Origin of the sequence: Pseudomonas izuensis, assembly GCF_002356535.2 — a bacterium.
Classification (GTDB): domain Bacteria; phylum Pseudomonadota; class Gammaproteobacteria; order Pseudomonadales; family Pseudomonadaceae; genus Aquipseudomonas; species Aquipseudomonas izuensis.
Map to the genome: position 1 here is coordinate 4,875,962 of NZ_AP017423.2, position 25,042 is coordinate 4,901,003.

At 58.5% G+C, this 25,042-nt stretch carries 29 protein-coding genes; 19 read left to right on the forward strand and 10 right to left on the reverse strand.

Features of this window, described 5'->3' with window-relative positions; translation table 11 throughout:
- The first annotated feature begins 3 nt into the window (after nt 1–3).
- From atuC to ppnP, 6 genes are all read left to right on the forward strand, one after another.
- Nucleotides 4–1,620, forward strand: a complete 1,617-nt coding sequence (atuC, locus tag LAB08_RS21475; protein ID WP_096509811.1) for a geranyl-CoA carboxylase subunit beta — start codon at nt 4–6, stop codon at nt 1,618–1,620.
- 26 nt (nt 1,621–1,646) lie between these two features.
- Nucleotides 1,647–2,804 carry a citronellyl-CoA dehydrogenase gene (gene atuD, locus LAB08_RS21480; protein ID WP_096509810.1) on the forward strand — a complete coding sequence of 386 codons (1,158 nt, stop codon included), beginning with the start codon at nt 1,647–1,649 and terminating at the stop codon, nt 2,802–2,804.
- A complete protein-coding gene (locus LAB08_RS21485; RefSeq protein WP_096509809.1) occupies nt 2,801–3,598 on the forward strand; it encodes an enoyl-CoA hydratase/isomerase family protein in 798 nt (265 codons plus the stop codon). Before atuD ends, LAB08_RS21485 begins: the two co-directional genes overlap by 4 nt.
- 115 nt (nt 3,599–3,713) lie before the next feature.
- Entirely contained in the window at nt 3,714–5,678 is a 1,965-nt protein-coding gene (locus LAB08_RS21490; RefSeq protein WP_096509808.1) for an acetyl-CoA carboxylase biotin carboxylase subunit, read from the forward strand.
- Between the two features lie 71 nt (nt 5,679–5,749).
- The gene (locus LAB08_RS21495) at nt 5,750–6,301 is read left to right on the forward strand and encodes a 3'-5' exonuclease (RefSeq protein ID WP_096509807.1); all 552 of its coding nucleotides are present in this window, start codon (nt 5,750–5,752) and stop codon (nt 6,299–6,301) included.
- A 61-nt stretch (nt 6,302–6,362) separates the two neighbouring features.
- Entirely contained in the window at nt 6,363–6,647 is a 285-nt protein-coding gene (gene ppnP / locus LAB08_RS21500; protein ID WP_007973461.1) for a pyrimidine/purine nucleoside phosphorylase, read from the forward strand.
- A 73-nt stretch (nt 6,648–6,720) separates the two neighbouring features.
- Here the strand turns inward: ppnP and LAB08_RS21505 are convergent, their stop codons facing one another.
- Nucleotides 6,721–7,527, reverse strand: a complete 807-nt coding sequence (locus tag LAB08_RS21505; RefSeq protein WP_096509806.1) for an MOSC domain-containing protein — start codon at nt 7,525–7,527, stop codon at nt 6,721–6,723.
- Between the two features lie 169 nt (nt 7,528–7,696).
- Complete coding sequence (locus tag LAB08_RS21510; RefSeq protein ID WP_096509805.1) at nt 7,697–8,632, reverse strand: chemotaxis protein CheV; 936 nt, start codon at nt 8,630–8,632, stop codon at nt 7,697–7,699.
- A gap of 464 nt (nt 8,633–9,096) precedes the next feature.
- Between LAB08_RS21510 and LAB08_RS21515 the strand changes: the two genes are divergently transcribed.
- The 3 genes from LAB08_RS21515 to LAB08_RS21525 all read left to right on the forward strand — a co-directional run bounded on the left by LAB08_RS21515 (nt 9,097) and on the right by LAB08_RS21525 (nt 11,619).
- A complete protein-coding gene (locus LAB08_RS21515) occupies nt 9,097–9,567 on the forward strand; it encodes a hypothetical protein (RefSeq protein WP_096509804.1) in 471 nt (156 codons plus the stop codon).
- A 505-nt stretch (nt 9,568–10,072) separates the two neighbouring features.
- On the forward strand, nt 10,073–10,966 hold the full coding sequence (locus LAB08_RS21520; protein ID WP_096509803.1) for a sensor histidine kinase: 894 nt from the start codon (nt 10,073–10,075) through the stop codon (nt 10,964–10,966).
- Nucleotides 10,963–11,619: a response regulator gene (locus LAB08_RS21525; RefSeq protein WP_096509802.1), complete on the forward strand. Its 657-nt coding sequence runs from the start codon at nt 10,963–10,965 to the stop codon at nt 11,617–11,619. The genes LAB08_RS21520 and LAB08_RS21525 overlap by 4 nt, the downstream gene beginning before the upstream one ends.
- Here LAB08_RS21525 and yegS read toward each other — a convergent pair.
- On the reverse strand, nt 11,603–12,520 hold the full coding sequence (gene yegS / locus LAB08_RS21530; protein ID WP_096509801.1) for a lipid kinase YegS: 918 nt from the start codon (nt 12,518–12,520) through the stop codon (nt 11,603–11,605). The two genes, LAB08_RS21525 and yegS, sit on opposite strands and share 17 nt — an antisense overlap.
- Before the next feature lie 228 nt (nt 12,521–12,748).
- Between yegS and LAB08_RS21535 the strand changes: the two genes are divergently transcribed.
- Nucleotides 12,749–13,045 (forward strand): hypothetical protein, encoded by a 297-nt coding sequence (locus tag LAB08_RS21535; protein WP_096509800.1) that lies wholly within the window; start codon nt 12,749–12,751, stop codon nt 13,043–13,045.
- Between the two features lie 62 nt (nt 13,046–13,107).
- Here the strand turns inward: LAB08_RS21535 and LAB08_RS21540 are convergent, their stop codons facing one another.
- Both LAB08_RS21540 and moaB read right to left on the reverse strand, forming a co-directional pair.
- Nucleotides 13,108–14,334 (reverse strand): molybdopterin molybdotransferase MoeA, encoded by a 1,227-nt coding sequence (locus tag LAB08_RS21540; protein WP_096509799.1) that lies wholly within the window; start codon nt 14,332–14,334, stop codon nt 13,108–13,110.
- The gene (moaB, locus tag LAB08_RS21545) at nt 14,318–14,857 is read right to left on the reverse strand and encodes a molybdenum cofactor biosynthesis protein B (protein ID WP_096509798.1); all 540 of its coding nucleotides are present in this window, start codon (nt 14,855–14,857) and stop codon (nt 14,318–14,320) included. The genes LAB08_RS21540 and moaB overlap by 17 nt, the downstream gene beginning before the upstream one ends.
- A gap of 81 nt (nt 14,858–14,938) precedes the next feature.
- On the opposite strand from moaB, the gene mobA reads away from it, so the two are divergent.
- Together mobA and LAB08_RS21555 are read left to right on the forward strand one after the other, a co-directional pair.
- Complete coding sequence (gene mobA, locus LAB08_RS21550; protein ID WP_096509797.1) at nt 14,939–15,541, forward strand: molybdenum cofactor guanylyltransferase MobA; 603 nt, start codon at nt 14,939–14,941, stop codon at nt 15,539–15,541.
- A gap of 78 nt (nt 15,542–15,619) precedes the next feature.
- Nucleotides 15,620–15,841, forward strand: a complete 222-nt coding sequence (locus LAB08_RS21555; RefSeq protein ID WP_096509796.1) for a YgdI/YgdR family lipoprotein — start codon at nt 15,620–15,622, stop codon at nt 15,839–15,841.
- An 84-nt stretch (nt 15,842–15,925) separates the two neighbouring features.
- On the opposite strand, the gene LAB08_RS21560 is transcribed toward LAB08_RS21555, so the two are convergent.
- The 5 genes from LAB08_RS21560 to LAB08_RS21580 form a co-directional block, all read right to left on the reverse strand.
- The gene (locus LAB08_RS21560; protein ID WP_096509795.1) at nt 15,926–16,204 is read right to left on the reverse strand and encodes a PA2433 domain-containing protein; all 279 of its coding nucleotides are present in this window, start codon (nt 16,202–16,204) and stop codon (nt 15,926–15,928) included.
- A gap of 160 nt (nt 16,205–16,364) precedes the next feature.
- A complete protein-coding gene (locus LAB08_RS21565) occupies nt 16,365–17,255 on the reverse strand; it encodes a pseudouridine synthase (RefSeq protein WP_096509794.1) in 891 nt (296 codons plus the stop codon).
- A 71-nt stretch (nt 17,256–17,326) separates the two neighbouring features.
- Complete coding sequence (locus LAB08_RS21570; protein WP_096509793.1) at nt 17,327–17,644, reverse strand: transcriptional regulator; 318 nt, start codon at nt 17,642–17,644, stop codon at nt 17,327–17,329.
- 164 nt (nt 17,645–17,808) lie between these two features.
- Entirely contained in the window at nt 17,809–18,045 is a 237-nt protein-coding gene (locus tag LAB08_RS21575; protein WP_096509792.1) for a glutaredoxin family protein, read from the reverse strand.
- Between the two features lie 108 nt (nt 18,046–18,153).
- A complete protein-coding gene (locus LAB08_RS21580) occupies nt 18,154–19,362 on the reverse strand; it encodes an ammonium transporter (protein ID WP_096509791.1) in 1,209 nt (402 codons plus the stop codon).
- A gap of 326 nt (nt 19,363–19,688) precedes the next feature.
- On the opposite strand from LAB08_RS21580, the gene LAB08_RS21585 reads away from it, so the two are divergent.
- The 7 genes from LAB08_RS21585 (at nt 19,689) to LAB08_RS21615 (ending at nt 25,041) form a co-directional block, all read left to right on the forward strand.
- Nucleotides 19,689–20,003, forward strand: a complete 315-nt coding sequence (locus tag LAB08_RS21585) for an ElaB/YgaM/YqjD family protein (RefSeq protein WP_096509790.1) — start codon at nt 19,689–19,691, stop codon at nt 20,001–20,003.
- Nucleotides 20,004–20,005: 2 nt separating this feature from the next.
- A complete protein-coding gene (locus LAB08_RS21590; protein WP_096509789.1) occupies nt 20,006–20,395 on the forward strand; it encodes a phage holin family protein in 390 nt (129 codons plus the stop codon).
- Entirely contained in the window at nt 20,392–20,733 is a 342-nt protein-coding gene (locus LAB08_RS21595; RefSeq protein ID WP_096509788.1) for a hypothetical protein, read from the forward strand. The genes LAB08_RS21590 and LAB08_RS21595 overlap by 4 nt, the downstream gene beginning before the upstream one ends.
- A 126-nt stretch (nt 20,734–20,859) precedes the next feature.
- Nucleotides 20,860–22,023: an EAL domain-containing protein gene (locus LAB08_RS21600; RefSeq protein ID WP_096509787.1), complete on the forward strand. Its 1,164-nt coding sequence runs from the start codon at nt 20,860–20,862 to the stop codon at nt 22,021–22,023.
- Between the two features lie 250 nt (nt 22,024–22,273).
- On the forward strand, nt 22,274–23,602 hold the full coding sequence (locus LAB08_RS21605) for a deoxyguanosinetriphosphate triphosphohydrolase (RefSeq protein WP_096509786.1): 1,329 nt from the start codon (nt 22,274–22,276) through the stop codon (nt 23,600–23,602).
- A gap of 179 nt (nt 23,603–23,781) precedes the next feature.
- A complete protein-coding gene (locus LAB08_RS21610) occupies nt 23,782–24,222 on the forward strand; it encodes a response regulator (RefSeq protein ID WP_096509785.1) in 441 nt (146 codons plus the stop codon).
- 192 nt (nt 24,223–24,414) lie between these two features.
- Entirely contained in the window at nt 24,415–25,041 is a 627-nt protein-coding gene (locus LAB08_RS21615; protein WP_096509784.1) for a response regulator transcription factor, read from the forward strand.
- The last annotated feature ends 1 nt before the right edge of the window (nt 25,042 follow it).

Genomic DNA, 25,042 nt, shown 5'->3' on the forward strand with positions numbered 1-25,042 from the left:
CCCATGCCGGTGATTCAGTCACAACTCGATTCCCACAGCGAACAGTTCGCCCGCAATCATGCGGCGATGCTGACGTGCATCGAACACGTCCGAACACTCGAACAGAACCTGCTGAACAAGGCTGCCGAAGCCAGGGCCAAATTCGAAAAACGCGGCCAACTGCTGCCCCGCGAACGCCTCAATCTGCTCCTGGACCCAGGCGCGCCGTTCCTCGAACTGGCGAGCCTGGCCGGCTACAAACTGCACGACGACAAGGATGGCAGCTCGGCCGGTGGCGGCTTGATCGCCGGAATCGGCTACGTATCCGGCGTTCGCGTGCTGGTGGTAGCGAACAACAGTGCGATCAAGGGCGGGACCATTTCCCCCAGTGGTTTGAAAAAGTCCTTGCGCCTGCAACAAATCGCCATGGAAAACAAACTGCCGATGATCACCCTCGCCGAAAGCGGCGGCGCCAACCTCAACTACGCGGCGGAAATTTTCGTCGAGGGCGCGCGCAGCTTTGCCAATCAGGCGCGGATGTCGGCCATGGGTTTGCCGCAGATCACCGTGGTGCACGGTTCAGCGACGGCGGGCGGCGCCTACCAGCCGGGATTGTCGGACTACGTGGTGGTGGTGCGCGGCAAGGCCAAGCTGTTTCTCGCAGGTCCCCCGCTGCTCAAGGCTGCCACCGGCGAGGTCGCCACCGATGAAGAACTGGGCGGCGCCGAGATGCACGCGCAAATGGCCGGCACCGCCGAATACCTGGCCGAAAACGATGCCGACGGCGTGCGTCAGGTGCGCGAGGTCGTCAGCCTGCTGTCATGGAACGATCAACTGCCGTGGCTCCCTGAACCTCAGTGGGAAGAACCGCTCTACCCCATCGACGAACTGCTGGGGCTGATCCCGGAGGATCCGAAAAAGCCTTACGACGTACGCGAAATCATCGCCCGTATCGCCGACGGCTCGAATTTCCTCGAATTCAAGGCCGAGTTCGATCAGCAAACCGTGTGCGGTCATCTGAAAATCCAGGGTCGCGCATGCGGCTTCATCGGCAACAACGGCCCGATCACGCCCAAGGGCGCGAGCAAGGCTGCACAGTTCATTCAGCTGTGCGACCAAAGCCAGACGCCACTGCTGTTTTTCCACAACACCACCGGGTTCATGGTCGGCACCGAATCGGAGCAGCAAGGCGTGATCAAGCACGGCGCCAAGATGATCCAGGCGGTGGCCAATGCCCGGGTGCCCAAACTCACCATCGTCGTCGGCGGTTCCTATGGCGCCGGCAACTACGCGATGTGCGGCCGTGGTCTCGACCCGCGCTTCATCTTCGCCTGGCCCAACAGTCGCACTGCGGTGATGGGCGGCGCCCAGGCCGGCAAGGTGTTGCGCATTGTCACCGAGGCCAAACAGGCCAAGGACGGCCTGGTGCCCGACCCGAAAATGCTCGACATGCTGGAGCAGGTCACCGCGCAGAAACTCGACAGCCAGTCCACGGCGCTCTACGGCAGCGCCAATCTGTGGGACGACGGCCTGATCGATCCACGGGATACCCGGACCCTGCTCGGTTACTTGCTGGATATCTGTCACGAGGCCGGGATACGGCCGCTGCAAGCCAACAGTTTTGGTGTGGCCCGGTTCTAGGCCGATTGATAAGGAGAACAATAAAAATGATCTTCACCCAGGAACACGAAGCACTGCGCCGCACCGTCCGCCAATTCGTCGATCATGAGATCAACCCTCACGTCGATGAATGGGAAAAGGCCGGGCGCTTTCCGATTCACGAGATTTTCCGCAAGGCCGGCGAGCTGGGTCTGCTGGGCATTTCAAAACCGGAAAAATTCGGCGGCATGGGCCTGGACTACAGCTACTCGATCGTCGCTGCCGAAGAGTTCGGCACCATTCATTGCGGCGGCATTCCGATGTCCATCGGCGTGCAGACCGACATGTGCACCCCGGCCCTGGCGCGTTTTGGCTCCGATGAGCTGCGTGACGAGTTCCTGCGCCCGGCAATCAGCGGCGAACAGGTCGGCTGTATCGGCGTTTCCGAAGTCGGTGCCGGTTCCGACGTGGCCGGGTTGAAAACCACCGCGCGCAAGGACGGCGACGACTACGTGATCAACGGCAGCAAGATGTGGATCACCAACTCGCCGAGCGCCGACTTCATCTGCCTGCTGGCCAACACCTCGGACGACAAGCCGCACGTCAACAAGTCGCTGATCATGGTGCCGATGAACAGTCCCGGTATCAGCCTCAGCTCGCACCTGGACAAACTCGGCATGCGCAGTTCGGAAACCGCCCAGGTGTTTTTCGACAACGTGCGCGTGCCGCAGCGCAACCGCATCGGCCATGAAGGCGCGGGGTTCATGATGCAGATGCTGCAATTCCAGGAGGAACGCCTGTTTGGCGCGGCGAACATGATCAAGGGTCTGGAATACTGTGTCGACAGCACCATCGAGTACTGCAAGGAGCGCAAGACATTCGGCAGTGCGCTGATCGACAACCAGGTCATTCACTTCCGCCTGGCCGAATTGCAGACCGAAATCGAATGCCTGCGCGCGCTGGTCTATCAGGCCACTGAGCAATACGTCAAAGGCCAGGACGTCACGCGCCTGGCGTCCATGGCCAAGCTCAAGGCCGGTCGTCTGGGCCGCGAGGTCAGCGACAGTTGCCTGCAATATTGGGGCGGCATGGGCTTCATGTGGGACAACCCGGTGGCCCGTGCTTACCGCGATGTGCGGCTGGTGTCGATCGGCGGTGGTGCCGACGAAATCATGCTGGGGATCATCTGCAAACTCATGGGCATCCTGCCGGGGAAAAAGCCATGAGCAGCCTGCCGGTTTGCCAGACGCTGCTGCTGGAGCTGCATAACGGCGTGCTGCACATCACCCTCAATCGCCCGGAAAACCGCAATGCCATGAGTCTGCAGATGGTCGCCGAACTGCGCTCGGTGCTGGCGGCGGTGCGCAATGACCGTGCTGTTCGCGCCCTGGTGATCGGCGGTGCCGGCGGGCACTTCTGTTCGGGTGGCGACATCAAGGACATGGCCAGCGCCCGCGCCCAGGGTGCAACGGCGTACCGCGAAATGAACCGTGCCTTCGGTGCCCTGCTGGAAGAAACCCAGCACGCGCCACAAGTGGTGATCACCGTGCTGCAAGGCGCGGTGCTGGGCGGCGGCTTTGGGCTGGCCTGTGTCAGCGATATCGCCCTGGCCGATCATCAGGCGCAATTCGGCCTGCCGGAAACCAGCCTCGGCCTGTTGCCGGCGCAGATCGCGCCGTTCGTGGTCCAGCGCATCGGCCTGACCCAGACCCGGCGCCTGGCCCTGACGGCGGCGCGTTTCGATGGCACTCACGCGCGGCGAATGGGGCTGGTGCATTTTGTCGAGCATGATCCACAGGCATTGGCCGAACGCCTCGATGAAGTGCTGGCCCATGTGTTGTGTTGTGCGCCGGGGGCGAATGCGATGACTAAAAAGTTGTTGTTGGCGGGTGCCGTGCAGCCATCGGACGAGTTGCTGGATCAGGCGGCCGAGTGGTTCAGCGAAGCGGTGATCGGCGAAGAAGGGGTCGAGGGGACCATGGCCTTTGTGCAGAAACGCAAACCGGGGTGGGCCCTTTAAAAGCATCGCTGGCAAGCCAGCTTCCACAAGGATATTTGCCGTTCACAAATCCTGTGGGAGCTGGCTTGCCAGCGATGAGGCCCTCACATTCACCGCAAAAGCAGGGAAATAAACCATGCCCGGATTCACAAAAATCCTGATCGCCAACCGCGGTGAAATCGCCTGCCGCATCCAGCGCACCGCCCAGGCCATGGGCTACCGTACCGTCGCCGTGTTCAGCGATGCCGATGCCGATGCGCTGCATGTACAAATGGCCGACGAAGCCGTGCATATCGGTCCGGCCCCGGTGCAACAGTCTTACCTGAACATCCAGGCGATCCTCGACGCGGCGCGCCTGACCTGCGCGGATGCGATCCATCCGGGTTACGGTTTTCTCTCTGAAAACGCCGGGTTCGCCCGTGCTTGCCAGCACGCCGGCATCACCTTCATCGGGCCCAGCCCCGAAGCCATCGAAATGATGGGCAGCAAACGCCTGTCGAAAATCGCCATGCTCAATGCTGGCGTGCCGTGCATCCAGGGCTATCAGGGCGCCGAACAGGATGACGCAACGCTCAGTCGCGAAGCCGAACGCATCGGCTACCCACTGATGATCAAGGCCAGTGCCGGAGGTGGCGGGCGCGGCATGCGGCTGGTGCATGATGCCGGTGATTTGCTGGAACAGATTCGCACCGCTCGCTCCGAAGCCCTGCACGGGTTTGGCAGCGACGAACTGATCCTAGAACAGGCGTTGATCGAGCCCCGGCATGTCGAGGTCCAGCTGTTCGGCGACCAGCATGGCAACCTGATCTACCTCGGCGAGCGCGATTGTTCGATCCAGCGCCGCCATCAGAAAGTCATCGAGGAAGCGCCGTGCCCGGTCATGACCGCCACTTTGCGCCAGGCCATGGGTGAAGCGGCGCTCAAGGCCGGTCGGGCGGTGAATTACGTCGGTGCGGGCACCGTGGAATTCCTGCTGGATGTGCGCGGGCAGTTTTATTTCCTGGAGATGAACACCCGGCTGCAAGTGGAACACCCGGTCACCGAACTGATCACCGGCCTGGATCTGGTTGCCTGGCAACTGAACGTCGCCGAAGGACAACCGCTGCCGTTGCGTCAGGAGCAGGTACAACTCAACGGGCATGCCATGGAGGTGCGCCTGTATGCCGAGGACCCGACCCGGGGCTTTCTGCCACAAACCGGGCGCATAGACGCTTGGGAACCGGCACTGCAAAGCGGCGGCGTACGGATTGACCATGGCCTGATCGAAGGCCAGCAGGTCAGCCCTTTCTACGATCCGATGCTGGGCAAGATCATCGCCCATGGTGCCACCCGCGAGGAGGCCCGGCGCAAGTTGCTGCGGGCGGTGCAGGACAGCGTTCTGCTGGGGGTGCAGAGCAACCAGTGCCTGCTCGCCAGCCTGTTGCAGCACCCGCAGTTCATCAGCGGCGAATTCAGTACCGGATTCATTGCCCGGCAATTCGCTGACCATCCGTGCCTGCATCCCCCTGTACCGAGTGCCGAGGAACTGGCGATTGCCGCCGCCCTGCTTTACCAGACCTCGGCCCAGATACACCGCGGGCCGCTGGCCGGGTGGCGCAACAACACCAGTGTGCCGCTGCATTATCGCCTCGGCCTGGACGATCAGCAGTGGTCAGTGGCGCTGAACGCCGTACCGGGCGAAGCCTGGCGTGTTCAGGTCGCCGGCCGCAGCCTTGAACTGAAGATCATCGAGTGCGACGGGCGCTGGGCCACCCTGGAAATCGACGGCATCCGTCGTCGCCATGCCTACCGACTGCACGCCGGGCAAATCTGCCTGTTTACCCGCCCCGGCAGCCTGCGACTGGATGACCGGACCCAGGCATTGGTCAGCAGCCAGTCCAGTATCAGCTGCGGCACCCTCAAGGCGCCGATGGACGGCGCCATTGTCGATGTGCTGGTCAACGAGGGCAGCCCGGTCAGCAAGGGGCAATTGCTGGTGGTGCTGGAGGCGATGAAAATGGAGCATCCACTCAAGTCGGGCATCGATGGCGTTCTCAAGCGCCTGCAGGTGCGCGTCGGCGATCAGGTGAAGAATCGTCAGATTTTACTGGAGGTCGAATAAGCCGCTAGGCGGAACCGCCGCGTTTGGCTACGCTCAAAGCCTATCAGGACGCGGATACCAGGAACCCTGCAATGCCTCACTGGCTGGTCATTGATCTGGAAGCCACCACCGATGAGGGTGGCTGGCCAGTAACTGAAATGGAAATCATCGAAATCGGCGCCACCCTGGTGGACCGCAAAGGCCGCGAAGTGGATCACTTCCAGTGCTTTGTGCGGCCATTGCGGCGGCCGTTGCTGACACCGTTTTGTCGGGAACTGACGCACATCACCCAGGCCGATGTCGATGCGGCCCGGACGCTGAGCGAGATCTGGCCGTCATTCGAACGATGGCTGGGGCAACATCATTCGCAACTGGAAGGCTGGATAAGTTGGGGGGATTACGATCGCCAGCAGCTCATTCAGGAATGGCAGCGGCTGCAACTCGATAGCGTCTTGAGCCGCACACCGCACATCAATCTCAAGCAGCGCTTTGCCAAGGCCCGTCGCCTGGAACGCCCGCTGGGGCTCAATGGCGCACTGCAGCTGGCAGGTCTGCAATTTACCGGTCAACAACACCGTGCGCTGGAGGATGCACGCAATACCGCGCGCCTGTTACCGCAGATTTTCCCTCCTTCGGAGAGGTGACGACTCCGGCCCCCTTGTGCATACTGGCCGGCCCTTTTTAGCCCTTTTCGAGGAATCGCCCATGTTTAAAGTCAACGAGTACTTCGACGGCACCGTCAAGTCGATCGCCTTTGGCACCGCTGAAGGTCCGGCGACCATCGGCGTCATGGCTCCGGGCGAATATGAATTCGGCACCAGCCAGCGTGAAATCATGCACGTGGTCTCCGGCGCGCTGACCGTCAAGCTGCCGGACAGCAACGACTGGGAAACTTTTGCCGCCGGCAGCCAGTTCAATGTGCCCGCCAACAGCAAATTCCAGCTGAAAGTCGCCGTCGACACCGCTTACCTGTGCGAATACCGCGGCTAAACCCTCGGGTTTTCACGGCAACAAAAAAACGCCCGTGTCTTTGAAGACACGGGCGTTTTTCATTTCAAGGCGATTATTCCAGGATGGTCACCGGCATACCGACTTCCAGCCGTCCATTGCTGTCATTGACCAGATTCTGCCCGAACATCGCGCCATCCGCTTCGGCACGATACTTCTGCAAGGTCGCCAACGGTTCGCGATCTTCGCTACGTTCGCCGGTTTGCGGATCGATGGTGGTGAGGATGCAGCGTGAGCACGACTTGACCACCCGGAATTCGACATCACCAATGCGAATGCGCTTCCAGCCATCCTCGGCAAAAGCGTCACTGCCCTCAATCACCAGGTTCGGTCGAAAGCGCAGCATTTCCAGCGGGCGACCGACCCGTTGCGACAGATCTTCCAGCGACGCCTGACCGATCAGCAACAGGGGGAAGCCATCGGCGAACGCCACCTGATCGTCTTCCTTGCCGTAGCCGGCCTCGGTAGTACGCGCCCGCTCCAGTGGCACATGCACCAGACGCGTCGGCTTGCCAATGAATTCACTGACCCAGGCACCCGCCGCATCGCCGGCATCCGGCACGCGCAAGCTGTCGCGCCAGATGGTCACGCCGCGCAGCTCAGCGTCGCTACCAGGCAACGCGATATCAATCGGCGAGTAACCGGGAGCATTGAGGGTCAGGCCGCCATCGGCATTCCACAACGCCGAGAGTTGGCTCATCTGCGCCACCGCCCGCTGGGTCAGGAAACGCCCGCTGGCCTCGTCCACCAGCATCCAGCGGCGATCGCCGTCCAACCCCAGCTTGTCGAGGCCGACCTGCTGCAAGGTTTCACCCTTGCCGGATTTCAATGGATAACGATAAAGCGCGCTCAGTCGCAACATGGCCAGCTCCCTGGTAGGCAAAAACGCCACCCTATACGAGCCTGCTCCCTGAATCAAAGTGCAAAAACAACTGTAGGAGCGAGCCTGCTCGCGATGGTGTGTCAGCTGCACTGATGTTGACTGACACACCATCGCGAGCTTGCTCGCTCCCACAGGGATTACATCGTTATCAGGCAGGGACGGCGTCCAGCATCAGGCGCTGGCGCACCACGTCGACGAGCTTGTCCGGCTGGAACTTGGAGAGAAAATTGTCGCAGCCGACCTTCTTGACCATCGAGTCGTTGAAGCTGCCGGACAAAGACGTGTGCAGCACCACATAAAGGCCACGCAGACGTGGGTCGTTGCGGATTTCCGTGGTCAGGCGATAACCATCCATCTCCGGCATTTCCGCGTCGGTGAAGACCATCAGCAGTTTGTCGGTCATGTTCACCCCGGTGTCGGCCCAGGCCTTGAGCATGTTCAGTGCCTTCAGACCATCACTGGCGATGTGCATTTTCACGCCCAGTTGACCCAGGGTGTCGCGCAGTTGCGCCAAGGCCACATTGGAGTCATCCACCAACAGCACCTCACGTCCACGGGCACGCTCGAGCACCGGGTCATCGAGTTTGTCGCGGGACACCTTGGCGTTGTAGGGCACGATTTCCGCCAGGACTTTTTCCACGTCGATGATTTCCACCAACTGGTCGTCGACCTTGCTGATGGCGGTCAGGTAGTGTTGGCGACCGGCGCTGGTCGGCGGCGGCAGAATCGCTTCCCAGTTCATGTTGACGATACGGTCCACGCCACCGACCAGGAACGCCTGCACGGAACGGTTGTACTCGGTGACGATGATTGTACTGTTCGGGCCCGGCACCAGCGGACGCATGCCGATCGCCTGGGACAGGTCGATCACCGGCAGGGTCTGGCCACGCAGGTTGACCACGCCGCAAACGAACGGGTGGCGTTGAGGCATCAGGGTCAGTTTTGGCAGTTGCAGGACTTCCTGCACTTTAAACACGTTGATTGCGAACAATTGCCGCCCGGCGAGCCGGAACATGAGAATTTCCAGGCGATTCTCACCCACCAGTTGCGTACGTTGGTCTACCGTATCGAGAATGCCAGCCATCAATGACTCCTGGGCTTGTACTGATGAATTCACTAATAGAGGGTTATCGGCTGTTTTCCCCAGACCTTGACCCCTGCGAAATGCCATGCTCAACCATTGATGTCACATTAACATCATGGTTTACTGGCGCTATGATTTGATCTGCTACATGCTCTGCGCGGCGACCGTTATTTTCGCCCAAGGTTCCGTCGCGTAAGGGATTCCCCTAGCAACAATCAGCCACAACCTGATATTCGCAATATCCAATAGCCATTAATGTGACGCCATTCTCATTGCATGAATGGAGTCAGGCTTTTGTGTGCGATCGCAGGTCAGTGGCCAGCCACCCTCTCAAGTAGTTTCCCCGCCTGTGTTCAAGCCGGCCGGAATGCGATCTCACGACGAAACGGTTACGTCGGGACAGCCATTGTCCCCGTCGACACGCACGACATCCCCTCATTAGTCATGACGTTGTGGAGATAAGCATGCCGAACAATCGTAAAGAGTGGGCAAAGCGGGTCCCGGAATTTCTCGTCGAAGCCGAATCACTCCTGGCCAAAACCGAAGAATGCCTGAGCCATCTGCAACTGATCAGCAATGACAAGGACGCCATCGACTGCATGCTCAGCACGCTGCTCAAACTGGCCAGCAAGGCGGACGCCCTCGCACTGGCGGCGGTTTCAGAGTTCTCACTGCACATTCATGGCTTGCTCAACCACGCGCAAAATCACATGGCACTGCACGACGAGGCCCTGGGTGCGTTGAAAGACTGCCTGACATTGATTGCCTGGCAACTTGAACTGATCGACCAGAAAACCGGCCAACTGAGTCTCGATGAAACCGAACAGACGACCCTGATCGAGGCCTTTGCCTTCCAGGTCGGCCAAAGTCAGTTTCAACCTCCGGTTAATTCCAAACCGTTCGCACTCGTTCCCTACCTGGAGCGGCAGGCTTAGATCCACGGAGTCGTGTCGCGCTACACACTTAATTGTCATGACTGTGCAGTAACTTGAGCGCGCACATGTCGCAATTGAATACTGCATACCCATTAACGACAGCGGCAAATAAAATAACTATTCTTTCCGGCAATAGCGTGTCTGTCCCGACTAGGGTTTTGCCTGACGTCAAAAGACAAAATCCATTGATAAACGCCCCCCTCCGACAACGATAACCACACTTTCCAATGTGGAACTCACCTGCGCAACACCTTGCCTCCTGACGCCCAGGACATATATCGCATGCGCGACCAACGGTATCTTAAGTGGTATTATGCCGCCCATTAGTTGACGTCAATTAATGGCAATATGATTGCCGCGGCTGTAGCCTGACCAAGTTCCAGGCTGAATTTTCTTATACAGAAACTATGCACCGTTGAAGTTGTTGTACAACATTACAAAACAGAGACCCGTCAATCAACATGGCCGGTCTGCCCGCAGCGAACATCCATTGGCTCCATCCGCTATGTACGCCAGCCTCAAGTCAATTGCCACGTGGCCACCCTCCCGAGAAAACGCGCGTCGGTTCACGCTTTTGCTATGTGCCTGCTCCACCCTTGGCAGCCTGCTGATCTATTTTCTTTCCACTCAACTGCCGCTGGGTCTGCTGGTGCTCAACATGGCTGCCTTGGGTTGTGTCTGGGTGCAATATCGCCTGTCGCGCAAGTCGATCAAGTTCCAACCCCAGGAACTCGCCGACCGTCTGCTCCAGGTCCAGGAAAACGAACGCCACCGGCTCAGCCGGGAACTGCATGACGACATCGGCCAGTTGCTCACCGCCGCCAAACTTCAAAGTGACTGGCTCAAGCGCCGGATGCCGGAAGAACTTCAGGGGCAATGCTCCGTACTTTGCGACACCCTGGAAGAAACCCTCGCCAAAGTCCGCGACGTGTCAGCCATCCTGAACCCCCGGCAGCTGACCAGTCTCGGACTGGAAGCCAGCCTGCGGGCACACCTGCTCAAGACGCTGGCCAATACCTCCGTGCACTGGAGCCTGGAATGCCACCAACGCCTGACGGGGATTCCGGAAGAAATGGCCGTGGCGGCCTATCGCATTACCCAGGAAGCGGTCACCAACATACTGCGGCATGCCCAGGCAAAGAATCTGCTGGTTTGCCTGCAGCGTTTGCCCCAGGGCCTGTCATTATCGATCAGTGACGACGGCCAGGGATTCGCCCCGGCCACCGACCCGGGTCGAGAAGGCCAGCGTGGCATGGCCGGGATGTCGGAGCGGATCAGTCAACTGGGCGGCACATTGACCGTGACCAGCGAACCGGGCAAAGGCACTCAAATCGAAGCGCTCTTCCCCTGGGCACCACGCTCGCTCGAACGAGCCAGTACAAATAAGGTTATGCATTGACTTGTAACTTACTCCTGGTGGATGACCACTCGCTGATCAGGGCTGGCGTGCGCGCCCTGGTGCTGGACCTTCCTGGCTATGCGGTCATCGGCGAGGCCGATGACGGCTCACAGCTGCTGGCCATGGTCGAGCATCTGTCCCCGGATATCGTATTGCTGGATATATCCATGAAGCAGACCGGCGGCCTTGATGCCTTGCAGCAACTCAAGCGAGTCCGCCCGCAGAGCAAGGTATTGATCCTGTCGATGCACACCGATCCGGCCCTCATCATGCGAGCGCTGGAATCCGGGGCTCACGGCTACCTGCTCAAGGACACCACGGCCACCGAACTGGCGCATGCCCTGGAAGCCTTGCGTAACAACGAACGCTACCTGAGCCCGGCCATTGCCCATACCGTCATCACCCAGGCACTGACCCGGAACCAGAAAAACCCCGAACCTGCCGACTCGCACAACCTGACGGCCCGTCAACTGGAGATTCTGCGGTTGATTGTTCGGGGAAAATCCACCCGCGAAATAGCCAACGGCCTGGGTCTGAGCGTCAAGACCGTTGAAACCCACCGCTCGCAGATCATGAAACGCTTGCAGATTTTTGACGTGGCTGGCCTGGTGCTGTTCGCCGTGCGCGAGCAGATCATCAGCCTGGATGACTGACAGGCTGCGACGCACTCAACAGCGGCGAGCCTTCAGGCAAGTGCACCCGAAGTGCCGCCGGCCGTGTCGAAAAGCGCAGACAGTCACCCTCGAGCGGTTCGCCATCGAGATTGATACAGAGGCCTTCCGAAGCCTTGATCTCGACCCATGGCAAGCGGGCTCTCACGAACATGTTGTCGATGCCGAAACCATCGGCCAGCAGGTTTTTCAAGGTGTCGACCACTTCCTGCGGGGCTGGCAAGATGCTGATATCGAGCAAACCATCATCCGCCAGCGCCTGCGGGCATAATTCATGACCCCCACCCGCCTGCCGACCATTACCGATGCCCAGCGCCAACAGGTCCCCACTCCAGTGAAAACCCGGCCCCTGCAACTCGCCATACGCCGCGTGCAGCTCACTGAAGCGTGACAAGCCAGTGAACAGGTAAGCCGCGCCGCCGAGTACCTTTTTCAAGTCCTCGGAGGTATTGGCCGTGACCTGACTGCCAAAGCCACCTGTGGCCATGTTCAGAAAAACCTGCCCACCGACCTCCCCCAGATCAATGGCACTCGGCTTCATGTCCAATAAATCCAGAGCCTGAGCAGGTTCCAGCGGAACACCGGCGGCGCGTGCAAAATCGTTGGCGGTGCCCAGCGGCATCAGTACCAGACTGGCCTGTGTCGACTGTGCTGCCATGGCTTGGGCAATATCGCGCAAGGTTCCGTCACCACCACCGGCAACAATCTGCCTGTACCCTGCCGCCAGTGCTTCATCCACCAGCCGCTGCGCGTCGCCGGCTTCCCATGTCAGCCTGACGGCCAGCTCCCAACCTTTTTCGCGACGGCTTTCGACGGCAGCGCGAACTGCTTCGTTGAGCGCCTGCTTGCCATGCAGAATCAACAGCGCCTTGCGATCGCTCATAGATGTCACTCCCCGGTATGAATAGCGTATGGGAGATGTTGACCGCGTCGATTACCTTAAAAGTCGCAAAAAAATGATGTTTTTTTCAGGCGGGCCATCTTGCGTCCTGCATGACGGGATATTTCTTACAAATCGTGAGGAATCGGCTCAATTGACCAATCAGTGTGATTGGTACAGTTTGGTGTCCAGTTTTTTCAGTTATCCGCAAGACAATCACAAGGATGTGCCATGCAACACCACGACCTGAAGTTGCCGGGGATTCCGGGCGTAACGCTCGCAGAGAAACGGCCCCGTCAGCAAGCTGCGAAACCCACTGGAGAAGTTGATATGGAGCCTCGTGTCATTGAGCTGGAAAGACACCTCAACAACATGCGAAGAGAAATGGAAGAAGTTCGCAGTGACGTAAAGTCCATCAAACACCGGCTTGCCTATTCCGCTGGCGGAACAGTCGTAGTGCTCGGCCTGCTCGGCTGGGTCGCCAACAGTCGCTTCGATCAGCTCGTGACACTGCTCCTGGCGCATTGATTCGTCTTGACGCCAAACCCGGTCAGATCAACCGGGCTTGCACGGCAGGACAATTGCCAAGGTCAGCTCAGTACTTCACTCAGCGCAATGAAATAGACGGAATCACCTGCAATCAGGGTGCGATGCTCCGGCACTTCGACTAGTCCATCAGCCCAGGCGGCGCTGCGTAACACCCCGGAACTCTGATTTTTGTAAATGATTGCCCGACCATTTTCCAGACGAGCGCGCAAGTACTCACGTCGATTGCCGGCGATGGGCCAGTCAAACCCTGCTGGCACCTGCACCTTCAGCGGCTCCACCTGTTTGACGCCCTGAAGACGCAAGAGATAAGGCCTGGCCAACAAGGCAAATGTCACCAGGGTGGATGCCGGATTGCCCGGCAAGCCAATGACCGGTACGCCGCGAAAATGCCCGAACGTCAGCGGTTTGCCAGGTTTGATGGCAAGCTTCCACAAACTCAACTCACCCTCTTCGCGCAAGGCAATGCCCAGAAAATCTGCCTCGCCCACCGATACGCCACCGGTAGAAAGGATCAGATCGACATCCTTCAATTCACCGAGGCGGGCCCGCGTGGTGACCAGATCATCGGGAAGAATGCCGGCGTCGATCACCTCACAGCCCATCCGCTGCAACCAACTGCAGAGCAAAACACGATTGCTGTTATAGATCTGCCCTGGCCCAAGCGCCTGACCCGGTTCGACCAATTCATCCCCGGTCGACAGCACCGCAACGCGCACCTTGCGAATGACGTCCAGCTCGGCGCAACCGAGCGAGGCAGCCAGCCCCTGCTCAATCGGCCCCAAACGCGTACCCGCCGGCAGAATCAGTTCACCCACCGTGGTTTCCTGGCCTTGTGCACGGATGTTTTGTCCAGGGGTCAGGGTTTCGGTGAAGCGCACTCGCTCATCCGCCTGTACGTCGGCATTTTCCTGCATCTCGACACAATCGGCGCCGGCGGGAACAGGCGCCCCGGTGAAGATTCGTGCACAGGTTCCCGGCATCAAGGCATCAGGTGCCTGCCCGGCAAAAACCTTCTGGCTGACGACCAGGGGTTCTCCCGTCCAGTCGGCTGCACGCAAGGCATAACCGTCCATGGCGCTGTTGGGCCATGGCGGCAGATCAAGCGTCGACACCAGATCATCGGCCAGCACTCGCCCCTCGACCCGCGCCAACGGCAAGCGCTCGCGTTCGACAATTCTCGAGGCGTCAGCCATTTCCAGCAAACGTGCGAGCGCCACTTCGACCGGCATCAGGCTGCCGGACTTGCCCGGCTTACCCGCGGGATTCACAGGGAGCCGCCTGTTTCAGATGAGGCACGAAATTGCAGGGGCGATGCCGTGAATCCAGCTGCTCGGCAAGAATGCCATCCCAACCGGTGCGTACGGCATTGGTCGATCCCGGCAAACAGCAAACCAGCGTGCCATTGGCCAGACCCGCCAGCGCGCGGGATTGAACGGTCGATGTGCCGATGTCCGCCACCGAAATCTGCCGGAACAACTCACCGAATCCATCGACTTGCTTATCGAGCAGGCAACTCACTGCTTCCGGCGTACTATCGCGTCCAGTGAAACCGGTGCCGCCAGTGATCAGCACCACCTGTACGACATCGTCGGCAATCCAGTTGGCCACTTGCGCGCGAATTTTGTAGAGATCATCTTTGAGCAACACCCGGGAGGCCAGGTTGTGGCCGGCGGCGGTCAAGCGGTCGACAAAGACCTGGCCTGAAGTATCGGTTTCCAGGGTTCGGGTGTCGCTGACCGTCAGCACCGCAATGTTGAGCGGGGCGAAAGGTACATCAGCCTTGGCTTTCATAGGCTCATCCAGTTGTAGGAGAAACAGCCCGGTGTTATATCACAGCGCCCCATTTTTTCGCCGCCCCCATGGAGACTCGCCATGACCTCAAATCCGGATTTACCGCCCTGCTCCATTCTCCTCCTGGCAGGCGGTCGCGGCCAACGCATGGGCGGTCAGGACAAGGGGTTGGTGCAATGGCACGGCGAACCGCTGATTGCACACCTGCATCGCAAGACGCGCCCGCTGAGCGATGACCTGATCATTTCCTGCAACCGCAATCTGGAAAAGTACGCGCCCTACGCCGACCAACTGGTTCATGACGATGAAGGCGATTTTCCGGGGCCATTGGCCGGCATTCGCGCCGGCCTGAAAGCGGCTCGCCACCCGCATCTGCTGGTCTTGCCTTGCGATGTACCGCGCATCGATGAAGCGCTGCTCGCCAGCATGCGCGAAACGGCGAGCCAACATCCCGACAAACCGTTGATGCTGCGCCATGACGAGCATTGGGAACCTTTGCTGTGCGTCATTCCCGTGGCACTTCGCGGTGATTTCGAACGCGCCTGGAGCGACGGCGAGCGTAGCCCGGGGCGACTCATGCGCAAACTGGGCGCAACCGCGCTACAGTGTCCTGACAACGACCCGCGCCTGGCCAACCTCAACACGCCGGAACTGTTAAGCACGCACGGCACTGTGTCAGACTGACAGCACCCGAGGAACTTGCACACGCCGTATACGTCTCAAGTTCAGTAACCAAAAGTATTCAATTTCGGAGACACACCCATGACTCAACGGACCCTGGCCACTTTCATGCTCGCGCTGGGCCTCACGACCCTCGCCGGTTGCGCATCGCCTACAGTGATCACCTTGAATGACGGTCGCGAAATCCAGGCCGTCGACACGCCACACTATGACAAGGATTCGGGCTTCTACGAATTCGAGCAGCTGGATGGCAAACAGACCCGCATCAACAAGGATCAGGTTCGCACCGTTAAAGAGTTGTAATCTACGCGGCGACTACCGGATACAGAAATGCCCCGACTTGTCGGGGCATTTGCTTTTCTTAAATCCGGAAACCAAGCCTGTTCGTCAAGGGTTTGGCTCATTGGTCAGTTGATCTACCCGGGCCAGCGCTTGCGTGGCTTCGGTGATGCACTTCCTGTCATCGTCGGCCGCTCGAGCCGATTCCGCGCTGGCCTGCATCCGCCTGATTTCCATGGCGGTATTTTCGGACGTGGCCGGCAGGCTGGAAACCTTGTTCTTGAGTTCCTGGAGCTTGATGGTGCAAAGGTCGTGGTCTGCGGCGAATACGGGAGAGGCCAACATTACAGCGCAAATGAACATCCCGGCGAAAACGGTACGTCTCATTGGTATCTCCTTGCATGGAAGGTTTCGGGCCGCACGATCTGGCTGCTGTACCGAGGGTCACTGAATGCCACGTTCGTGGGGCCTGTTCAAATGACTGCAAACCCGCCCATTAATTCGAATTTTCCAATCAACGCACTGAATCGGATTTTGGAACACTTGATCACCATTGCAGGGTGATCGTGCTCTCGAACTCTCTTTCCTGCCCCGTGACCGGGTCCACGAATTTCAGGCCTTGGGCCAACAGTTTCAAGGGATTGGCGTAGTCATCCTCGATATCCTTGATTACCTGAGGATAGAACGGGTCGTTGCAAATGCTCGCGCCTAACGCGGTCATATGTACCCGCAGCTGATGTTTCTTGCCCGTCACCGGATAAAGGCCATAGCGCCAGAGATCACCGTTCCTTTCCCTGACTTCGACAGCCGTTTCAGTATTGCTGGCACCCGGTCCTTCCTGCATGCGGAAGAAAGGTTCGCCATCGATGAGCCGGCTTTTATGAACCAATGGAAACGAGAGCTCAGGCAACGCCGGGGCAATGGCCTCGTAGCGTTTTTCGATCTGGCGCGAAGGAAACAGCGATTGATAAGCCGAGCGACTTTGAGGGTTGGCGGAAAACAACACCAGCCCCGCCGTATGCCGGTCTATACGATGCAACGGCACCAGGTGCGGGTTGTCCAGACGACGGATCAACCGTCTCAGCAAGGTTTGCTCGACATATTCACCCGCTGGCGTCACGGGTAGAAAGTGCGGCTTGTCCGCCACCACCAGATGCGCGTCCGCGTAGAGGATCGACTCGATCACCGGGATCGGTTTTTCGTCCGGCACTTCGCGAAAATAGTGAATGCGCAGGCCTTCCTTGTAAGGCAAATCGAGGGCGATCGGCGTGCCGTGCCCATCGAGAACGCGGCCCCGGGCGATTCGGTCCAGCCACTGTTCACGACCGATGGCGCTGAAATGCTCGCACAGGCAATCGAAAACGGTCGCCCACGCACCAGGTGGCAAGTAGAGCGTACTGGCCTGGTTGTGTGCAGCGGAAAAAGGTGAACTGGACATACGAAAACTCTAACCCTCGATACAGAGCGGCATTATCCGACAGCACCGGGAACGAACCTAGCGAAGAATCCTCAGGCCGGTATCTGCGTGCGCGCCGCCGCTTCGGTGTACTCCTTGAGCCAGCGCAACACATCGACCGCCTCCCAGCGAACTGGGTCGTACAGTGCATACAACAAACCTTGATAACCCACGACGTCCAGTTGCCGGTGGTAGCCTGCGCGCTGAAACAACGCTTCGATTTCAGCGAAACAGGTATTGAAGTGCAGTTTGTTGAAAGGTGTTTTGCCTTCCGTTACCAGGCCGTCCAGACGCAATTCGAGGACAGCCTCGCGGACCACGTCCACCGACATACGGTTTACGCTGCTCTTCAATTGTTCGACATTGACCACGATTCATCCCTCTCACCCCGGATATGGCTGCACCACCCTGTTCCCAGGGACCGCGATGCAGCAACCCGAATAACTGTATGCGCATACAGTATCCGAATCGCCATCTTTAAGCCAAGGGATCAATCGTAAAGTTCGACCGGCGGGTGCCCCACCCTCACAAAAATTTAACGCAGAAAGGTCACTACTTCGTCGGCGCTGAACGGCCAGCCCAGCTCGGCGCCCGTATCGACCCGGCGCAATACAGGAATACGCAGGCTGTAGGCTGCGAACCATGATTCGTCGTCAGCGATGTCCACCAGCTCCACCAGCAGGCCACGCTCGACAAATTCCATCAGCATGGCTTCGGCCACTTCACACAGATGGCACCCCAAGGTGCCGAACAGCTGACATTCAGGAAGCATGAGCGCTCAACCGAAAAATTTGAGTGCCTATTCTAGGCCTGCCCCGAAAAACCGTCGAGCGCCCGGGCGCGTCAAAACCGGCAATGAGCAGCAGGGACAGGCCACCACTCAGTCCTGGCTGACCGCGCCGATCTTGTGCACCGACAAATCCGCCCCGTAATACTCTTCTTCCTGACTCAGGCGCAGACCATGGAGCGCCTTGATCGCACCGTACACCGCGAAGCCGCCGGCCAGTGCCACCAGCACACCCAGTGCCGTACCGATCAACTGGCTGATCAGGCTCACCCCGCCCAGCCCTCCCAGCGCGCTCTGGCCGAAGATACCGCAGGCAATTCCCCCCCACACGCCACACAGTCCATGCAGCGGCCAGACACCCAGCACATCGTCGATCCGCCATTTGACCTGAGCGGCGGTAAAGCACCAGACAAACAGTGCCCCGGCAACGGCCCCGGTCGCCAAGGCGCCCACGGGGTGCATCAAGTCCGAGCCGGCACAGATCGCCACCAGCCCGGCCAGCGGACCGTTGTGCAGAAAGCCCGGGTCATTGCGCCCGACAATCAAGGCCGCCACCGTGCCACCGACCATGGCCATCAGCGAGTTCACCGCCACCAGCCCGCTGACCCCTTGCAGGGTTTGCGCGCTCATCACGTTGAATCCGAACCAGCCGACGATCAGGATCCACGACCCCAACGCCAGAAACGGAATGCTCGATGGCGCGAAAGCCACCAGGCGCCCTTCGCGGTAACGACAATTGCGTGGCCCGAGCAACAGTACCGCCGCCAGCGCCAGCCAGCCGCCCATGGCATGAACTACCACGGAGCCGGCAAAATCATGGAAGCCGGCACCAAAGTGCTCCAGCAACCGGGCTTGCAAGCCAAAGTTGCCGTTCCAGACCATGCCTTCGAAGAAGGGATAGACGAACGCCACAATCAGAGCCGTCGCGCACAGTTGCGGTACAAATCGCGCACGCTCTGCGATACCACCGGAAATGATCGCCGGGATCGCCGCGGCAAACGTCAGTAAAAAGAAAAACTTCACCAGCCCATAACCGTGATCGGCATTGATCACCGCAGCCGGCTGCATGAAGTTGACCCCATACGAAATCCAATAGCCTATAAAGAAGTAAGCCAGGGTTGAAACCGCGAAGTCGCTGAGGATCTTCGACAGCGCGTTAACCTGGTTTTTTTGTCGGACCGTACCGACTTCAAGAAAGGCGAAACCGGCGTGCATGGCCAGTACCATCACCGCACCGATCAGGATGAACAGCGTGTTGGAACTATGGAGCAGACTGTCCACAGCGCTTTGCAGATTTTCCATGGATTAGGCAGACCTTAAGGCTGAAAAAAGCACCAAAGCAGTTCGCGCGGGCAATCCATGCACCAAGTTGTGTCGCCTCCAATGGAGAGCGCCACGCCCGATGAACCGCTTTGGCGCACAGCATTCGCCGAAGTCGATCATGATCGGGGACATTTGCTCGGGTTTTGATTGTTTGAGTTATGGTTTACGTAAATCATGCCCGGCAACAGCGCATCCGCGCAGGCTGGCGCACCAGCACACAGCAAAAGTTGTACCAGTCATTTGTACTGAACCTTCGTACAAGGCTCATACTCGAACGTTTCAGACGCCACTTATGGAGATCACCAATGGCCAGCATCAAGGCAAAGACTGCTCAAGAAATCCTGATGAATGACTTTCAGACACTGGTCAACGACACCGAAAGGCTGCTGGAACACACCGCTTCCCTGGCCGGTGACCAGGCCGATGAATTGCGCGAGCAGATCCACGACACACTGCTGCGTGCACGGGAAACCTTGAAACTGACCGAAGACTCCCTGCGCGAACGCGGCAAGGCTGCCGTGACCGCCACCGAGGATTATGTCCAGGCCAACCCATGGCAATCGCTCGGGATCGCCGCCGGTGTGGGTTTCCTGATCGGCCTGCTGGCAACCCGGCGCTAATGATGGCGATCGACGAAATCGGCGCGTCCACGACAGGCGCAAGTTCCTCATCGCGGCGCCTGGGTGCCGCCGTTCTTGGATTACTGCACAGCCATGTCGAACTGTTCGGCATCGAACTGCAGGAACAAAAGGCGCGCACCGTCAGCCTGCTGCTGTTTGCAGGCCTGGCGCTGGTGTTCGCCCTGCTGTTGCTGGTGGGGTTGTCCACGCTGGTGCTGATCCTGTTTTGGGACACCTATCGCCTGGCGGCCATCATCGGGCTTTGCTTGTTCTACGCCCTGGCAGCGATCTTCTGCGGCATTCGCCTGAGAGCGGCGATTTTCGATGAGTCCTCGCCCTTCCACGGCACGCTGGAAGAGTTGGCAAATGATCGGGAGCGCCTGTTGCCATGAATCTGCCTGAATTGCCTCAAAACAGTTCGCGCACGGAAATGCGCAAGGCGCTGATCAGACTGCGCATGGAAATGCATCGCCAGGAAATCCGCCACGAATCCGCGCAACTGCTGCAACCCCTGCAGCGTGTTCGCGGCATGACGCAAAACCTGCACGAAGGCCTCGGCCTCAAGCACGCTCCACTCTGGGGCGTCGCAGCAGTGACCCTGCTGGGTTTTCTGACCGGCAAGGGCGCAAAAAATGGCGGGGTCGCAAGCCTGACCCGCCTGGTTCAGCTCGGCACCACACTGGGCCCACTGATAAAGCTGGTCATGCAAGGCTCCTCTCGCAAACCCTGAGCCGTTTCTATCTGGCTGCATTCTTGCAATACCCGTGGGATGAACCTCTTGATCGAGGGGTTCAATCCTGCGTACCTACCCGGTGTCCAGGCCCTATCCAAAAACAAGATCAACCAAGGAGGATTTGTGATCGATGGGCAACCGCTCGCCTGCTTTCAGCCGTTCATCGATACCGCCACCGGCCGTATCGCAGGTGTCGAGGCGCTGGGTCGATTGCGTCAGGCCAACGGTCAATTGGCATCGGTGGGACCACTGTTTTCCGATCCACGGACCAACGCCACTGCACTGCGTCGCCTGGATCGCCAGCTGCGCGACAACGCCTTGAGCCGACTGCATGAAGCGCCCTCGGACTGGTTTCTCAGTCTGAATATTTCCCCGCGCTGGATCAGCCGATTACGCCCTGAACAGCCGCTGCCAAGTCTCAGTCAACTGAGCAAGTACGGTATCGATCCACAGCGAATCGTTTTCGAAATTACCGAACTGGGGGGCGATATCCAGCGCTTGGCCGAAGTGGTGACGCGTTACCGGTCAGCCGGTGCGCGAATCGCCATCGATGACTTCGGTGCCGGCTACTCCCAGCTCGATCGCGTGCTGGCGCTGCAACCGGACATCCTCAAACTCGACATGCGTTTATTCCAGGCAGCGGCACTGGGCGGTCCCAGCAGTGACGTGGTCAAGGCCCTGGCGCAAATGGCCGAGAAAACCGGTTGCTGGATTATCGCCGAGGGCGTGGAAACCGATGCGCAGCTCAATTTTGCGCTGGAGTGCGGATCGCGCTACGTGCAGGGATTTCTGTTCGCAGGCGCACAAGAAGACTTTTTTCCCACCGATGCCTTCGTTGAGCCCTTTGCACAACTGCGTCAGCGCTATGTTCAGCAGAAACTGGCCGAGCGCGGTCGTCTGATGATCATGCGCCGGCAACTCAGCGAACTCATGGCGATCCTGCAAGCCTGGGCCCAGGCTCGCGCCCCGCTCAGTGACTTGCCTCAACTCGACGCCTTCCCCTGGCTGTTGCGCTTCTATCAATGCGACCGACATGGCACACAACTGACGCCGAACCTGGAATGGCGTAACAACGCGTGGGTCGCCGACAATCGCTACCTGGGTCATAACTGGTCCTGGCGTCCGTACTTCTATCACCTGCTCGCGCAGGGCTGGGAAGAACGGCAGTTGACCCTCTCCAACACGTATCGCGATGCCACCAGTAATCAGTACTGCCTTACTGCCGGGCAGTTTTTTGATAGGGGGGAGCGCTTGTTGCTCATCGATATCGATGCGGTCGGGTTCTAGGACGAGCCTATACACAAGCCTGTGGATAACACGCGCACTTGCAGGAGCTGGCTTGCCAGCGAAGACGGCGGAACAGTCAATATCAATATTGGCTGACAGTCCCCTTTCGCTGGCAAGCCAGCTCCTACAAGGGAAATGCGTTCCCCGACGCAGCGCGAAAACTAATTGAGAACACCCCCTGGTACCCCTTGCAGGGCACGGTGCGAACCGGGAAGCTAGGAACTCAATTCACCCGACGGAGATACCCGCCTTGGATTGGCACACCCTGCTTACCCGCGAACGCCTCGGAAAGCCTCTGCACAGCCCGCAAGAACTCGGCCGCAGTCCTTTCCACAAAGATCATGACCGCATCATTTTCTCGGGGGCGTTTCGTCGTCTGGGACGCAAGACCCAGGTGCATCCGGTTTCCAGCAATGACCATATCCACACGCGGCTGACTCACTCGCTGGAAGTCAGCTGCGTCGGCCGTTCGCTGGGCATGCGCGTCGGTGAAACCATCCGCGGGGCCCTTCCTGAATGGTGCGAACCCAGTGACCTGGGGATGGTGGTGCAATCGGCTTGCCTGGCCCATGACATCGGCAATCCCCCATTTGGTCACTCTGGCGAAGATGCGATTCGTCACTGGTTCCAGCAAGCTGCCGGCCGTGGCTGGCTCGATGCAATGAGCGAAGCCGAACGCAACGACTTCCTCAATTTCGAAGGCAATGCCCAGGGTTTTCGGGTGCTGACCCAATTGGAATATCACCAGTTCGACGGTGGCACGCGGCTGACCTACGCCACCCTCGGCACTTATCTGAAGTACCCGTGGACGGCCAGGCATGCCGACTCGCTGGGGTACAAGAAACACAAATTCGGCTGCTACCAGAGCGAACTGCCCCTTCTGGAACAGATCGCCCAGAAACTCGGCCTGCCGCAACTCGAAGAACAGCGCTGGGCACGCCACCCGCTGGTTTACCTGATGGAAGCCGCCGATGACATCTGCTACGCGCTGATCGACCTCGAAGATGGCCTGGAAATGGCGTTGCTGGAATATGCCGAAGTCGAGTCACTGCTGCTGGATCTGGTGGGCGACGATCTACCGGAAACCTATCGGCAACTCGGTCCCGGGGATTCTCGCCGACGCAAGTTGGCCATCCTGCGTGGCAAGGCCATCGAGCACTTGACCAATGCCGCGGCCCGCGCCTTTGTCGAACAGCAAGACACGTTGCTGGCCGGCACGCTGGCCGGCGATCTGGTGGAGCACATGCACGGCCCGGCCAAACGTTGCGTGTTGAACGCAAAAGACATGGCGCGCAAGAAAATCTTCCAGGACAAGCGCAAGACCCTGCACGAGATCGGCGCCTACACCACCCTGGAAATCTTGCTCAACGCCTTCTGTGGCGCAGCGCTCGAGCAACACAACGGTCGGACGCCATCTTTCAAGAGCCGGCGGATTCTCGACCTGCTGGGCAACAACGCACCCGATCCAAACGGCGCGCTGCACACATCATTTTTGCGAATGATCGACTTCATTGCCGGCATGACGGACAACTACGCCAGCGACATGGCGCTGGAAATGACGGGGCGCTCCAGTCACTGAGGAGCACTGGCTGATCAACCATTACGCCGCCAGTAATGGCCGATCAGCCACTAAAAAACCAAGTGCATTCAACACTCGCTGAATCCCCCTACAGTTGATGTCGAGTGAACTGATCGATTGCCCGGTATCGACGCGAAACAATCACGGCTACTTTGTTATATAAAAGAAGCGTGAATAATATGATCAAAGACAATCTGCGCATCTTGCTGGTGGAAGACCATCCGTTTCAGCTAAGGGCCACTCAATACCTGCTCGAAAGTTATGGCTTCACCCGATTGACCACAACCGACTGCGCCCAGGGCGCTTTGCAACAAATGCTTGGTGCCGAACAGCCTTTCGATATTCTTTTGTGCGATCAATGCCTTCCCGATATTTCCGGAATTGATCTGGTCAAATTCGCCAGTCGCAACGGGATGATCAAACAGGCAATCCTACTGAGTAGCCTGACGCCTGATGAACTGGATGGACTTGAAAATATGGCAAGCATTCATGACCTTCCATTATTGGGTTATTTGGTCAAGCCATTGAAACAAGCCGAACTCACAAAACTGTTGATTTCAAAGCCGTTGAACACCAACCAAAAAGCCAGATCAACATATAATAAAAAACATACAAAATAATTCATTAACAGCACAACCAAATTAAACCAACCACTAACCATTTATATAAAAAACCTAGTTGACGCGTAAGCCTATTCTTTTTCACCTGTAGGAACATTCCTATTTTGCTGCTACAGGTAGGTCAGTTCATACGTGCCCCCAACTATCTGAGCTAAGGTGCGCGCTTTATTTCAGTTCGCATGGGATTTGATTATGAACTCCGTTTTTATCGTCGACGATCACCCCGTCATCCGACTTGCAGTTCGCATGCTGCTAGAACACGAAGGCTACAAAGTCGTCGGTGAAACTGACAATGGGGTCGATGCCATGCAGATGGTTCGTGAATGCATGCCCGATCTGGTCATTCTCGACATCAGTATTCCCAAACTGGATGGCCTGGAGGTGCTGGCCCGATTCAATGCAATGAGTACCCCCTTGAAAACATTGGTACTCACTGCACAATGCCCAACACTTTTTGGAATTCGTTGCATGCAGTCCGGCGCTTCCGGATATGTCTGTAAACAGGAAGATCTCAGCGAACTGGTCAGCGCCATCAAAGCAGTACTATCGGGTTACAACTATTTCCCGAGCGAAGCGTTGAACCCGGTTCGTGGCGATGAGGTGCGTAATGCCGAACTGGAGTTATTCAAATCCGTCAACGACCGGGAGTTGATGGTATTGCAACTTTTTGCTCAAGGCCGTACCAACAAGGAAATTGCCAAAGGCATGTTTCTCAGTAACAAGACTGTCAGCACTTATAAAAAACGTCTCATGCAAAAACTCAAGGCCAAGTCGTTGGTTGAACTCATCGAAATGGCAAAACGCAACGCGTTGGTGTGAG

Coding starts and splice junctions, on each gene's coding strand:
- atuC (WP_096509811.1), top strand. CDS start 4: ATGCCGGTGATTCAGTCACAACTCGATTCCCACAGCGAACAGTTCGCC.
- atuD (WP_096509810.1), top strand. CDS start 1,647: ATGATCTTCACCCAGGAACACGAAGCACTGCGCCGCACCGTCCGCCAA.
- LAB08_RS21485 (WP_096509809.1), top strand. CDS start 2,801: ATGAGCAGCCTGCCGGTTTGCCAGACGCTGCTGCTGGAGCTGCATAAC.
- LAB08_RS21490 (WP_096509808.1), top strand. CDS start 3,714: ATGCCCGGATTCACAAAAATCCTGATCGCCAACCGCGGTGAAATCGCC.
- LAB08_RS21495 (WP_096509807.1), top strand. CDS start 5,750: ATGCCTCACTGGCTGGTCATTGATCTGGAAGCCACCACCGATGAGGGT.
- ppnP (WP_007973461.1), top strand. CDS start 6,363: ATGTTTAAAGTCAACGAGTACTTCGACGGCACCGTCAAGTCGATCGCC.
- LAB08_RS21505 (WP_096509806.1), bottom strand. CDS start 7,527: ATGTTGCGACTGAGCGCGCTTTATCGTTATCCATTGAAATCCGGCAAG.
- LAB08_RS21510 (WP_096509805.1), bottom strand. CDS start 8,632: ATGGCTGGCATTCTCGATACGGTAGACCAACGTACGCAACTGGTGGGT.
- LAB08_RS21515 (WP_096509804.1), top strand. CDS start 9,097: ATGCCGAACAATCGTAAAGAGTGGGCAAAGCGGGTCCCGGAATTTCTC.
- LAB08_RS21520 (WP_096509803.1), top strand. CDS start 10,073: ATGTACGCCAGCCTCAAGTCAATTGCCACGTGGCCACCCTCCCGAGAA.
- yegS (WP_096509801.1), bottom strand. CDS start 12,520: ATGAGCGATCGCAAGGCGCTGTTGATTCTGCATGGCAAGCAGGCGCTC.
- LAB08_RS21535 (WP_096509800.1), top strand. CDS start 12,749: ATGCAACACCACGACCTGAAGTTGCCGGGGATTCCGGGCGTAACGCTC.
- moaB (WP_096509798.1), bottom strand. CDS start 14,857: ATGAAAGCCAAGGCTGATGTACCTTTCGCCCCGCTCAACATTGCGGTG.
- mobA (WP_096509797.1), top strand. CDS start 14,939: ATGACCTCAAATCCGGATTTACCGCCCTGCTCCATTCTCCTCCTGGCA.
- LAB08_RS21555 (WP_096509796.1), top strand. CDS start 15,620: ATGACTCAACGGACCCTGGCCACTTTCATGCTCGCGCTGGGCCTCACG.
- LAB08_RS21560 (WP_096509795.1), bottom strand. CDS start 16,204: ATGAGACGTACCGTTTTCGCCGGGATGTTCATTTGCGCTGTAATGTTG.
- LAB08_RS21565 (WP_096509794.1), bottom strand. CDS start 17,255: ATGTCCAGTTCACCTTTTTCCGCTGCACACAACCAGGCCAGTACGCTC.
- LAB08_RS21575 (WP_096509792.1), bottom strand. CDS start 18,045: ATGCTTCCTGAATGTCAGCTGTTCGGCACCTTGGGGTGCCATCTGTGT.
- LAB08_RS21580 (WP_096509791.1), bottom strand. CDS start 19,362: ATGGAAAATCTGCAAAGCGCTGTGGACAGTCTGCTCCATAGTTCCAAC.
- LAB08_RS21585 (WP_096509790.1), top strand. CDS start 19,689: ATGGCCAGCATCAAGGCAAAGACTGCTCAAGAAATCCTGATGAATGAC.
- LAB08_RS21590 (WP_096509789.1), top strand. CDS start 20,006: ATGGCGATCGACGAAATCGGCGCGTCCACGACAGGCGCAAGTTCCTCA.
- LAB08_RS21595 (WP_096509788.1), top strand. CDS start 20,392: ATGAATCTGCCTGAATTGCCTCAAAACAGTTCGCGCACGGAAATGCGC.
- LAB08_RS21610 (WP_096509785.1), top strand. CDS start 23,782: ATGATCAAAGACAATCTGCGCATCTTGCTGGTGGAAGACCATCCGTTT.
- LAB08_RS21615 (WP_096509784.1), top strand. CDS start 24,415: ATGAACTCCGTTTTTATCGTCGACGATCACCCCGTCATCCGACTTGCA.